Below are 12,575 nucleotides of genomic sequence, written 5' to 3'. Positions count from 1 at the left end.
GCTCCGCTGCCTCGTTCACCAGCCTTGACGAACAGCCCCCACGCCTAACTGAACGGCGTTGCCTCTAGTCGAACGCGACGAGGAACTCCATGCCATCGACCACGCGTTGGCGGGACTGAGCGACACCGTCGACGGCCTGCCCCAGGTGCCGCGCGGCGGGTTGCTCGCCTTCACCGGCGAGGCCGGGCTGGGCAAGACGACACTCATCGCGGCGGTGCGTGCCCGCGCCGCCGCCCTCGGGTTCACGGTGTTCTCCGGCAAGGGCGGCGAGAACGAGCGGGGGATGGCGTTCCGTGTCGTCCGCCAGGCCATGCAGCCCATCCTGGCCAGGATGGGCGAGACGGAGCGCCGGGACTTCCTGGGCAGCTGGTACGACATCGTCGGCGCCGCGCTCGGTCTCGAGGCGACGGACCCCGCCCGGGTGCCGGACCCGACCGGAGTGCGCGACGGCCTCGACTGGGTCATGACGCGCCTGACCATGCTGAACTCGCCTGTCGTTCTGCTCCTGGACGACCTGCACTGGGCCGATGCCGAATCCCTCGACTGGCTCTCCTCCTTCGCGCCCAGGGTCGCGGACCTGCCGCTGCTGATCGTCGTCGGCTACCGGCCCGACGAACTCCCGTCCGACGCGACCTCTTTCCGTACGCTCGTCGAACGCCACGAGCAGCGCCCGCACGCGCTGTCTCCCCTCGGCGAGGCCGGTGTGGCGCGGATCATCAGGGACGAAGTGGGTGAGGAAGCCGAGGACGAGTTCTGCGGCGAGTGCTGGACGGTCACCGGCGGAAGCCCCTTCGAGGCCGTCGAACTGGCCATCAGGCTCCGTGAGCGGAAGGTGAGGGGCACCCAGGACGAGTTGCCCGTGATGCGGGACCTCGCCGCTGCGGTCAAGGGCCCCGGACTGATCGAGCGCCTCAAACGGCTCGGCCCGGGCACCGTCCGCTTCGCGTGGGCCGGCGCTGTCCTGGGTGGGCCCTTCTCACCGGAGGTTGCCGCCGACCTCGCGGTGGTCGGCAGCGAGGAGGCCGTCGAGGCGGCCGAGAAGCTGCGCGCCCGCCGCATTCTCGCGGACGCCGACGAACCCGCGGGCAGCCTGGAGTTCGTCCACCCGCAGATCGCCACGACGATCTACCGCGACATCCCTCCGGGCCTGCGGGTCGGCATGCACAACGCGGCCGCCCATGCCGCCCAGGCGGTCGGGGCCGACCCCACCGTTGCCGCCCGGCACCTGCTGGAGGTTCCCTGCGACGGCCGGCCCGAGGCGGTCGCGTGCCTGCGCGCCGCCGCGCGTGAGTACCTCCGCGCCGGGGCCCCGGAGGCCGCCCGGCGCGTGCTGACCCGAGCACTGCGGGAACCGCCCCCGGCCGAGGACCGCGCCGCCCTTCTCCACGAGCTGGCCTGCTCGACCTTCCTGATCGAGCCCACGGCCACGGTCAGCCATCTCCGTGAGGCGCTGACGGAACCGGGAATCGATCCCGGCCTGCGCGCCTCCATCGTCTACCGGCTGACCCAGGCGCTGGCCCACACCGACCGGCTGACCGAGGCCGCGACCGTGGCCGCCGACGAGGCACGGCGCGCCACCAATGCGCGCGTCAAACTGCGCATGCAGGCCGATCACTTCGTATGGAGCGCGTTCCGCGCCAACGAGCCCGACTCGTCCGCCCGCTCGCGCCGGCTGGCGCGACTGGCGGACAAGCTGACCGGCCGGGGCCTGGAGGAGCGCTACATCCTCGGTCTGCGGGCGTGGGACGCCCTCGTGCGCGGCGAGCCGCGGCGGACCGCCCTCGGGTATGCCGAGGAGGCCCTCCGCGGGGGGATGAGCTGGACCGACGAGAACCGCGGCTTCGAGGTGCCCGTCGCGGTCGCCCTGCTGTTCATGTACTGCGACCAGCCCCGGCGGGCCGAGGAGCTCTTCGCCGAAGGCATGGACGAGTGCGAGCACATGGGGTGGCGCGGCTCCCATCTGGCGCAGGGACAGACGCTCCTGGGCCATATCCGCTACCGACGTGGCTGCCTGCCCGAGGCGGAAGAACTCGTCCGGGCCGGGCTGCACACCGCCGAGCGCGTCGAAGGAGCGGTGCCCGCCCAGTGGTTCGCCATCGGCATTCTCATCCAGACCCTGCTGGCCCGTGGGCGGACCGGTGACGCGCGCCGACTCGCCGACAGCTACCGCTACGGCGACGTGGTCCCCAACGCCGTCATCTTCCCCGACCCCCGCACGGTGTACGCCGAGCTGCTCCTGGCGGAGGGGCGACTCACTCAGGCGGCGCGGCTGCTGTCCAAGGTCGGGGACTGGCTGGAGGCGCGGGACTGGCGCAACCCCGCGTGGTGCCCCTGGCGCCTGGGACTGGCCTCGGCGCTCGCCCGCACCGCCCCTGAGGAGGCGGTTCGCCATGCCCAGGACGCCGTCAAGCGGGCCCGGGACTTCGGTGCGGCGTCCGCGATCGGCCAAGCGCTGCATGTCCAGGCGGAGGTGACGGGCGGGAAGGCGGCACTCGATCTGCACGCACAGGCCGTCGACCATCTGGAGCAGTCGCCCGCCGCGTACGAACTGGCCCGTGCCCTGGTCGGTCACGGCGCCGCGCTGGCCCGCAACGGCCATCTGCAAGACGCCGCCGACCGGCTCTACCAGGGGCTGGAGGGCGCGGTGCACTGCGGCGCCGAGGGCCTGGCCGCCCGGGCCAGGCGGGAGCTCTCCGCCGCGGGACTGCGCCCGCTGCCCCTGCGCTACCCGCAGACGGACATGCTGACCGCCCATGAGCGCAAGGCCGCCGAGATGACGGCCCTGGGCCACCCTGCATCGGTGGTCGCGAAGGACCTGCGGCTCACCGAGCAGGGCGTACGGCAACTGCTGTCCTTCGTGTACCGAAAACTCGGCACGGACGCATCCGGCCTCCCCGACGCCCTGTCGAACCGCTCCCGACACGAGCGGTAGCCTGCCGGGAGCCCGGCCGCGCACCCCGGCTGTCCACCGACGCCCGACCACACGCCCCGACCGCCGGTTCCCTCACCGCTGCCTCGAATTGTGCTGCGCCCGATGCCCCATCGACTCCCAGAACCTCCGCAGCTCCGTGACGTTCGTGCGGCGCTGCCAGGAGGCCTTGGGCCGGAACGGGGAGCGGGACAGGAGGGTGGACTGGGCGCGGCAGAAGGCCTCGCCGAGTTCCGCTCGGTGGCCGTCGAGGCCCGTGGCCGGGTACCGGCACAGTTCGAAGGCGCAGTCGTCGCGGCGGTCCGGTCGTAGCTCCGCCGCATCAGCCGGCGCCGGTGCAGCGCGCGGCGCACGCCGAGCCCGTCGCGGAGCGTCCGCCCGAGCGCTCGGGGCAGTCCTTCCCCTTCGCGTCGCGGGGCAGCATTACCCTGGGACGCACGCGTACCACCGTTCACCCTGTGTGGGTTCCGCGCCGGCGGGTTCCCGGGCGCCCGCGGTCGGCAGATTCACCCGACGGGAGCCTTCGGGGGCCCCGTCACCGGCCGTACCCCGTCGCACCGGACCCCGAACAGACCCGCATACTCAACTTCCCTCCGTGCCGGACCACTTGACGCTGAACCGTTTCACTGGTTCCCTCGAAAGGCTGCCTATGGGAGCGCTCCCAACCACCCCCACGTGAAAGGGAACCCGTGCAGACCTCCCCCCACCCTTCCCCCAGACGCGCCCTGCCCGCTCTCCTCACCACCGTGCTGCTCGCCTGCCTGCTGTCCCTGGCGGGCGGCTCTCCCGCGCAGGCCGCGGCCGGGGACGGCTCGGTGTCCGATCCCAACATCGCCTACGTCGGACGCTGGGACACCTCCTCCGGGACCGCGGCCGTGCCCAACTGGACCGGCGCCTACCTCCAGACCGGCTTCACCGGCACCACGGTGAAGGTGAGGGCCAGGAACGCGGTCAACTTCTACGCCAGCATCGACGGTGGCCCCGACGTCTTCCACGCCGGTGTGCGCGGCACGGTGAACCTCACTCCCCGGCCGCTCTCCCCCGGTACCCACACCCTGCGCCTGTCCTACCGCTCCGGTGACACCGTCTTCCAGGGTCTGGTCCTGGACTCCGGCGCGCGGACCGTCGCCGCCGGCGCCCCGTCCGGGCTGGTCGAGTTCGTCGGCGACTCCATCACGGCGGGAGCCCTCACCAACCGGCTGGCACTGGACTCGTACGCCTGGAAGACCGGGGAGCGGCTGGGGATGCGACACACCCAGATCGCCCGGTCCGGGTACTGTCTGGTCGCCCGGTCGGGGTGCACCGGTCTGAGCGGGCAGTTCTTCAAGACGGCCAGTGCCGGCGGCACGGACTGGGACTTCTCCCGGTACCGGGCCGACGCGGTCGTCATCAACCTCGGCACCAACGACATCGGGCACGGCGTGTCCGGCACCGCCTTCCAGTCGGCGTACACCACGTTCCTGCGGGACGTGCGCGCCAAGTACCCCGCGGCGCACCTCTTCGCGGTGCAGACGCTGAAGAAGCGCTACGTCACCGAGACGAAGGCCGCCGTGAGCGCCCGCAACAGTGCCGGTGACGCCCGGGTGCACTACGTCGACACCACGGGCTGGCTCACCGACGGCGCCGACTACGAGGACGGCAACGGGCATCCGAACGAGGCGGGTCACACCAAGTTCGCCGAGCGCCTGGCACCGGTGGTCCGCGCCCGGCTGGGCAGCGGCGCCACGGTGAAGGCGGCGGCTCCGGGGCAGCCCGGCGACCCGAACATCAAGTTCGTCGGCCGCTGGGACACCACCAGCTCCGCCACCGCCTACACGCCGTACTGGGCGGGCGCCTACTACCGGGTCGGCTTCACCGGCAGGACGGTCAAGCTGAAGCAGCGGGGCACGATCGACCTGTGGGCGCGGATCGACAACGGGCCGGTGAAGTTCTACGACGACGTCAAGGGGACGGTGAACCTGACCCCGACGGCCCTGGCCTCCGGCAACCACACGCTCCAGGTCAACTACCAGGTGGTCGCGGGTTCCTACCGGGGCGACGCGGTGTTCCAGGGGCTGGTCCTCGACAGCGGTGCGACGACCTTCGCACCGCCGGCCCCGGCCAAACTGGTCGAGTTCGTCGGCGACTCGATCACCGTGGGCACGACGTCCTCGCAGAACGCCCGTACCGCGTACGGCTGGCTGATCGGGGAGCGGCTGGGCGTCGAGCACACGCAGATCGCGCAGGGCGGGGCCTGCCTGGTGGCCGCGGCGGACGGCTGTGTGGGTCTTGAGCGGCAGTTCACCAAGCTCAACCCGAACGCCGCGACGCCCGACTGGAACTTCTCCCGCTACCGGGCCGACGCGGTCGTCATCAACCTCGGCACCAACGACGTCGGGCACGGGGTGAGTTCCGCGCAGTTCCAGTCGGCGTACGGCAGTCTGCTGCGCAAGGTCCGTGCGGCGTATCCGCAGGCGTGGATCTTCGCACTGGAGACGTTCCGCGGGCGGTACGTCCCGCAGACCGAGGCCGCTGTGAAGGCCGCGGTCGACGGCGGTGACAGGCGGGTCTCCTTCGTCGACACCACCGGCTGGCTGGGCTCCGGCGATCTGACGGACTCGGTGCATCCCAACGACCGGGGGCACCGGGTCATCGCCGACCGGCTGGCGCCGGTCATCGCGGCGAGGATCGGGGGGTAGCGGGCTCGGGGGCGGGCCTCACATCGGGCCGGGGCCCGCCCCTCCCTTGAGGCGTTCCAGGTCGGAGGGGCGGACCTGGATGACGAGCAGGGCGATCAGCGCGGCGACGGCGGTGAAGATCGCCGCCATGATGAAGGCGGCCGAGACGCCGGAGGTGAGGATCTCGTCGGACCAGGGTTTCGGCAGTTGCCCGGTGCGTTCGAAGCGCAGGCGCTCGGCAGGGGTCGCCTGCCGAAGGAAGAGCGGTACCTGCTTCTCGGCCTCGTTGGTGCTGGCCGTGCCGTACATGGTGACCAGGATGGACAGGCCGAGGGAGCCGCCGACCTGCTGGGTGGCGTTGAGCAGCCCGGAGGCCGCGCCGGTCTCCCGGGTGGAGACGTCGGAGAGCGCCATGAGGGTGAGCGAGACGAACTCCATGCCCATGCCCAGGCTGAAGACGAGCATCGGGCCGAGGACGCTGCCCGCATACGTGGAGTGCACGTCGGTCAGGGTGAGCCAGGCCAGTCCGGCCGCCGCCAGGATCGCACCCACCACCATGAAAGGCTTGGGCCCGTACGTGGGCAGGAACCTCGAGGCCAGTCCGGCGCCGATGGCGATGACCGCGCTGACCGGCAGGAAGGCGAGCCCGGCCTGCAACGGGCTGAACTCCAGCACGTTCTGCACGAAGAGCGTGAGGAAGAAGAACATGCCGAAGATGGCGGCGGCCAGGCACAGCATGATGCCGTAGGTGCCCGCGCGGTTGCGGTCGGCGAACATGTGCAGCGGCGTGATGGGCTGTCTGGAGCGCCGCTCGATCAGGATGAAGCCCGCCAGGACGACGACCGCCGCGGCGAACGAGGCGAGGGTCAGGGCGTCGCGCCAGCCGTCCTGCGCGGCTCTGATGAATCCGTAGACGAGCAGCACCATGCCCACGGTGGAGGTCAGCGCGCCGGTGATGTCGAAGCGCCCCGGGTGCCGTTCGGACTCCCTGATCCAGCGGGGGGTGGCGAGGGCGATGAGCAGCCCGATCGGGACGTTGACGAAGAGCACCCACCGCCAGTTCAGCCATTCGACGAGCACCCCGCCCGCCAGCAGCCCGATCGCGCCGCCGCCCGCGGAGACCGCGGCGAACACCCCGAAGGCCCGGTTGCGTTCCGGTCCTTCACGGAAGGTCGTGCTGACCAGAGAGAGGGCGGTCGGGGACGCGATGGCGCCGCCGACGCCCTGCAGCGCGCGTGCGGCGAGGAGTTGGCCGGCGTTCTGGGCGAGCCCGCCGAGCAGGGAGGCGAGCACGAAGAGCAGCACTCCGAAGACGAAGACGCGCCGCCTGCCCAGGATGTCGCCGACCCGGCCGCCCAGCAGCAGCAGTCCGCCGAAGGTGAGGGTGTAGGCGTTCACCACCCAGGACAGGCTGGTGGTGGAGAAGTCCAGTGAGCGCTGGATCTGCGGCAGCGCGATGTTCACGATCGTGATGTCGAGGACCACCATCAGCTGGCACGAGGCGATGACCAGAAGCGCCATCGCGTTGCCGCCACCACCGGATTCCCTGGTGGTGGTCGCCTGTGGTGAAGCCGGCTGCGGGCTGCCGCCTGCGGTGTCCACCGTTCGACGGTACGCCCGCGCTCCGGACCTCACCACTCGATCAACGTCAGCCTCTCCGGCTGCCCTTGCTCGGGACCGAACCGAAATTCCTGACATGAGCGGAGACGATCCGTATCTCGGATGTTCAGAAGACCGGAGCACGCCGGGGCGGGTGCAGCGGGCCGTATACAGCCCAGTGGGAGCCGGGCCGGCTGGTGGGCCTGCGACACGTAGGTCACCGCGCCGAGGATCGCCCCCGCCGTCACGCCGTTGGGCACCAGCCAGGGTGCCGCGAGCAGGATCAGCGGGAGGGGACCCAGCCGCTGATGCCCAGCGCCGCGGTCCGTACGGCGGTGAGCCGGTCCGGCGACAGGGTCGACCGTGCCGCGTCGTCGACGTGCGCACCCGCCACCGCCCCCATGCGGTCCTCGGCGCCGCAGTCCACCACGTCCCGCAGCCCGCCGGCCAGGGCGCCCCGTGGCCCCGGCGATGCGCTCGTCCGCCAGGATGGCCTCCCGCTGGCGCGCGGCCATTGCCCGCAGCGCGGCGGCGAACAGGGCGAGCCCGAGCAGCAGCGGAGGCACGACGAGGGCGCCCAGCATGACGTCCAGGCTCGCCAGGCCCACCAGCACCGCGACGGCGGTGACCAGGAAGCCCTGGACGAACAGCACGATCGCGCCGTAGGCGTCCCGGGCCCGTTCCACCTGCTCGGTGAGCCGCGCCACACCGGCGGGTGTCGGCCGGCTCGCCCAGCCGGGCGGACCGGTGCAGGGTGCCCTCGGTCACGAGGGTGGTCAGCTCGTCGCGGAGGGGTTCGATGAGCGCGGCGAGGCCGGGCACGGCATGCCGGGTCGCCCAGGATCCGACCACATAGGCGACCGCCAGCGCCCGATCGTCGCCCGCGCCGTCGACCGCGGCCTTCTCGCCGACCGGCCGGTCTCTCGCCGAGCAGCACCGGGCGTTCGAAGCCGTACGCCTCGGCCCGCCTGACCCCGCGGACGAGGCGGCGCAGCGGCACGCCGTCGAGCAGGACCTCGCCCTCGTCCGGGTCGACGAGGCGCCCGGCCAGCAGCGACTCGCCGGCCCCGGAGCGGCCGACGACGGCGACCAGAGCACCACCGGGGATGGTCAGGCCGAGGTCGTTCAGACCGGGCCGTCCGGGCCCTGGACGGCCGCTCCCGGAACTGGAACCGTCCGGGGCCTTCGGGGAGTCGCTCGCGGCCCTACGCCATTTCACCCGGGATCACTGCCGAGCATTGCGGGGTCGATCGCCGCGCAACAGCACCGTTCGTCACGCGTCCGGCGTGAGACCGTCACCGTCGGACCGGGAGGAACGGCGATACGGCATGGGCGTTCCGACCGGTCCCCCGGTCAGCGGCCGCCGCGGATCAGGCCCGTCAGATAGCGCCACAGCGAGGAGCGCTGCCGGGCGGACGGGTCAGGCAGGACCTCCTCGGCCACCTCCGCCGCGGGACCGTCCGCCGGCGGCCGCGCGGGCGCCGCGGAGAGTTCGTACCGCACGGGCAGCGAGCGCAGGCCGCGCATGAACGGGGAGGAACGCCAGGGCAGTTGGTCGGCGGGCAGGGCGAGGTCGAGGTGGTCGAACCGCTCGAACAGGCGCCCCACACCGGCCGCCGCGACGGCCGAGGCGAGTTCCCGCGCCGGGCACTGGCGCGGTCCGGCTCCCCAGGACAGGTGCGCCCGGGTGCTGATGGTGGTGCCGGAGGCGACGTGGTCGGCGAAGAGCGGGTCGGCGTGGGCGGCGGCCGAGGAGACCCACACCGGGTCGCCGGCGCGGATCGTGTAGTTGCCGAGCGGGGTGTCCTGGGCCGCGAAGCGCGGGACGAAGTTCACCAGGGGCGGCTTGCGCATGACCACCCGGTTCATGGTCTCCCGGACCATCCCGGCGGACAGGCTGGCGCGCACGCTGCCCTCGCCCGAGATGACCTCCACGACGGTGTTGGAAATGAGGATGCCGACGTGGTCGGAGGTCATGCCGAGCAGCATGAACAGCTCGCGGGCCAGATGGTCGAGCGACAGGTCCGGGTGCGCGGCCAGCAGGTAGGAGGGGAAGTCGTCGCCCGGCTTCTCCAGCTTCGTCGCGGCCAGTTGCGCGAGCGTCGCGAGCAGGCGCTCCAGTGCGGCCTCCGCGTCCGGGCCCGCGTCGAGCACGCGCCACATGTCCATCAGCGCGTCGTCGCCCTGTGAGCCGGGGAAGCCCAGCAGATGGCTGGCCACCATCAGCGGCAGCGGCCGGGAGAACTGTGCGGACAGGTCCGCCACGCCCGTCTTTCCGCCCTGCCCGACGAGGGTGATCAGCTCGTCGGCATAGGCGGTGACGGCGGCCTTGAGGCGCTTGGCCTGGGGGTGGCGCGGGTCCTGGAACGGCTTGAGGGCCACATCCCACGCCGTGCGCAGCGGCCGGTATCCCGGGCCGCCCTGGATCAGGATGTGGTTGACCTCCAGGGACGGGCCGAGCGGCCAGTCGGCCGGTACCCGGCCCTCGGAGCGGGCCCGCCAGTTCTCCAGCCCCTTCGGGAAGCCGTCGTTGTCCTGGAGCACCTGGAGCGCCTCGCGGTAGCCCAGAACCAGCCAGGCGGGTACGCCGAGCAGGTCGACCGGCGCGACCGGGCCGTGCTGCTGCCTCAGCCGTTCGTACACGAGCGCGGGGCGCGTCTCGTAGTCCCGGGTCAGCAGCGGTTGGGGACTCAGTTCCTCCAACCGCGTGTCGTCCAGGCCCACGGATCCGCCGTCACCCCACTGGGATTCCATCGTCTTGCCACCCTCCGACACGCCCCGTACCGGCACACCATCAGCCGGTAACCGGAAACGGTGGGGACCCTACCCCAGAAGCGACCCGGTGGGTAACGACGGGGGGTGGGATCACGAGGGAGGAGACCCTGCCCATGCCGGGGTCAGGCCGCGGTGTAGCCGAGTTGGCGCCGCATATAGGGCGTCATGAGGGTCTTCGCCTTGGCCAGGGTGGTGGTGCGGCTGCCGAGGACCGCGGACTCGCCGCCCGGTACGGGCAGCACGGTCAGACCGTCGGCCGGGCCGAACGGCACGATGAGCGGGATGCGCTGGATCGGCCGGTACAAACGCGGCTCCTTGCGGTGCTTGCCCGAACTCTGGAGGTAGGCGCGGATGTTGTGGGCCGCGATGTCCGCCTGGGAGAGGGCGGCCGGGGTGATCTTGAGTTCGCTGACGTCGTTGACGTCGCCGACGGCGAACACGTCCAGCCTGCCCTCGACCCGGAGCGTCCGGTCGACCTTGACGTGTCCGTCCCTGTTCAGCCAGTCGCCGTGTCCGGCCAGGCGGAGCCAGAGCGTGTTGGGTGTGGTGCCCGTGGCCCAGAAGGACAGGTCGGCCTCGACGACGTTGCCGCGGCCGTCGCGGTAGGTGCCGAAGTCGTTGCCGGGCGACATGAACGAGTCGAGCCGTACCTCGATGTCATGGGACTCCAGCCAAGCGAGGGCCTTGCGTCCCGGCCGGGTGCTGCCCGTGGAGTCGAGCAGTGCCGGCCCGGAGTGGGCGAGCGTGACCCGGGCGTCCGGCCGCGCGAGGCGGATCTCGGCGCTGAGTTCGACGCCGCCGGGGCCGCCGCCGACGACGAGGACGTGCTCGGCCGTGGCGATGTTGCGCTGGTGTTCGGCGAACGACTTGGCCGCCTCCTCGACGGTGGTGCCCACGAAGCGGGCCGGCTCCGGGTAGTCGGCGCCGGTGGCGATCACGACCACGTCGTAGGGCAGCCGTTCCCCCGTGGCGAGGACGACCTGCCGCTCCTCGGTGTCGATACGGACAGCCTTGCCCGCGATCACGCGGCCGTGGTGCAGCAGCCGGTCGAACGGGATGAAGGGCGTGTGCGTCCACTCGGGACGCACCCCCGCGCGCAGGGAGGCGACGCGGTGGAAGAAGACCTCCTTGCGGTCCACCAGCGTGACCCGGGCCGTCCCGTCCAGCCGCTTCGCCAGCCGGACACCGCCATAGCCGCCGCCGATCACCACTACATCGCCGTCGTACACGCCCAGTCTCCTGTGCCTGGTGGGGGGTGCGAGTGCCGCCGCGGAACGGGCCCCGCTCGGATCGACCCCGGCGGCCACTCGACTGACAGTGAGATTAGCGCTTGAAACTTAAAGGGACTCCGCGGTTCCGTGTATGTTCCGTGAAGACATGCGCATCTGACCGGACGTCACTTCCCCCAGATCTCCCGGTACGCCTCCCGGTAGCCCGACGGGTCCCAGGTCGTGGCGCCTTCGCTGTTGCCGGCCGTGGCGATGTGGACGGGGGCCGTGTACCCGCTGGCCGGGCGGCCGGAGAAGGCGCGGTTGAACTCGTCGACGATCTGCCAGCCCTGGAGGGACAGCGGTTCGGGCACGGTGGCGGCCTGGTACTGCCTGCTGTTGATGCGCTGGAAGGCGGACGGGTCGCCGTCGCCCGCGCCGATGTTGTAGGGCGGCCCCGAGCCCTTCTCGCCGGCCGCGCGGAAGGCGGGAGCGGCGTCGGCGAAGTACAGGTCGTTGATGGCCACGGAGTGGGTCCACCGGTCCTGGAACCGGGAGAGCAGCGAGGAGACCTCCCGCGGGGTGCGGCTGCTCGCGTCCGGGATCGGGATGTTCTCGACGGAGAGCAGCCGTACCCCGCGGCAGCCGGCGAGTTCCTTCCTGATCAGGTCGGACTTGTTCCTGGCGAAGGGGATCGACGCGTCGGTGATGAGCACGACCCCGGCGCGGCCGTTCGAGTCGGAGATGATCCACTGCGCGCTGATACGGGCCACGTCCTGGACCCGGGTGGTGACGTTGGTGAAGAGATCGGGCTCCCGGCTGGGACCGGGTTCGGGGACCGCGTGCCAGCCGATGAGCGGAATGCGCTGCGCGTTGGCCCGGGCGGCCTGCTGTGCCGTCGAGTCGGGGTCGAAGCCGCCGATGACGATGCCCGAGGGCCTGAGGGCCACGGCCTCGCTCATGGCCGCCTGGATGCCGGCCGGAGTGCCTCCGCCGTCGATCACGCGGACGTTCCACCCGATGACCCGCGCGGCTTCCCGCACCCCCCTCGCGGCGCCCGCGACGCCGGGATTGGTCATCGTCTGGGCGACGTAGACGATGGTCCTGCCGGGTACCGCCTCCGGGCCGGTGGTGGGCCCGCCCCAGGGGGTGTCGGTCCGCTCCGCCCGGGTGACGGCGGCCTGGGCCCTGGCCTGGACGTCGGGGCAGCCGCTCGGGCCCGTCGCGGTCTCGCCGGCGCCGTCCGGCGAACCGCGTTCGCAGCCGAGGAGGGCGGTCGCCGTCACCAGCAGGGCGCAGCAGGCGAGCCGCGCGGTGCGGACTGCGGGGACGGCCTTGCGGTTGCGGTGCACGGGAGCTCCTGTGAGGGGGTCGGCGCGGCGGGACGTGCCGAGGGGGTCAGGGGGG

The 12,575-nt window shown here is 72.1% G+C and carries 7 protein-coding genes; 2 read left to right on the top strand and 5 right to left on the bottom strand.

Annotated elements, in window-relative coordinates; translation table 11 throughout:
• Positions 1 to 58: 58 nt before the first annotated feature.
• Both AOQ53_RS35025 and AOQ53_RS35020 read left to right on the top strand, forming a co-directional pair.
• Entirely contained in the window at positions 59 to 2,932 is a 2,874-nt protein-coding gene (locus AOQ53_RS35025) for an ATP-binding protein (protein ID WP_059423579.1), read from the top strand.
• A gap of 686 nt (positions 2,933 to 3,618) precedes the next feature.
• A complete protein-coding gene (locus AOQ53_RS35020) occupies positions 3,619 to 5,607 on the top strand; it encodes a GDSL-type esterase/lipase family protein (RefSeq protein WP_059423577.1) in 1,989 nt (662 codons plus the stop codon).
• Between the two features lie 18 nt (positions 5,608 to 5,625).
• On the opposite strand, the gene AOQ53_RS35015 is transcribed toward AOQ53_RS35020, so the two are convergent.
• The 5 genes from AOQ53_RS35015 to AOQ53_RS34995 form a co-directional block, all read right to left on the bottom strand.
• Positions 5,626 to 7,107, bottom strand: coding sequence for an MFS transporter (locus tag AOQ53_RS35015; RefSeq protein ID WP_059423575.1), 1,482 nt, complete (start codon positions 7,105 to 7,107; stop codon positions 5,626 to 5,628).
• A gap of 110 nt (positions 7,108 to 7,217) precedes the next feature.
• Positions 7,218 to 7,892, bottom strand: coding sequence for a hypothetical protein (locus tag AOQ53_RS35010; protein ID WP_059423574.1), 675 nt, complete (start codon positions 7,890 to 7,892; stop codon positions 7,218 to 7,220).
• Positions 7,893 to 8,538: 646 nt separating this feature from the next.
• Positions 8,539 to 9,939: a cytochrome P450 gene (locus AOQ53_RS35005; protein WP_059423580.1), complete on the bottom strand. Its 1,401-nt coding sequence runs from the start codon at positions 9,937 to 9,939 to the stop codon at positions 8,539 to 8,541.
• Positions 9,940 to 10,082: 143 nt separating this feature from the next.
• On the bottom strand, positions 10,083 to 11,189 hold the full coding sequence (locus AOQ53_RS35000) for an NAD(P)/FAD-dependent oxidoreductase (RefSeq protein ID WP_059423572.1): 1,107 nt from the start codon (positions 11,187 to 11,189) through the stop codon (positions 10,083 to 10,085).
• 167 nt (positions 11,190 to 11,356) lie between these two features.
• Entirely contained in the window at positions 11,357 to 12,520 is a 1,164-nt protein-coding gene (locus tag AOQ53_RS34995) for a substrate-binding domain-containing protein (protein ID WP_059423570.1), read from the bottom strand.
• Positions 12,521 to 12,575 lie beyond the last annotated feature (55 nt).

Origin of the sequence: Streptomyces azureus (genome assembly GCF_001270025.1) — a bacterium.
In the GTDB taxonomy this organism is placed as follows: Bacteria; Actinomycetota; Actinomycetes; order Streptomycetales; family Streptomycetaceae; genus Streptomyces; species Streptomyces azureus.
The sequence above is the reverse complement of the archived record's forward strand: the minus strand, read 5'-3'. Positions and strand labels throughout refer to the sequence as shown.

Excerpts from the sequence above, each read along its gene's own strand:
- AOQ53_RS35015 (WP_059423575.1), bottom strand. The coding sequence starts at position 7,107 with ATGGCGCTTCTGGTCATCGCCTCGTGCCAGCTGATGGTGGTCCTCGAC.
- AOQ53_RS35005 (WP_059423580.1), bottom strand. The coding sequence starts at position 9,939 with ATGGAATCCCAGTGGGGTGACGGCGGATCCGTGGGCCTGGACGACACG.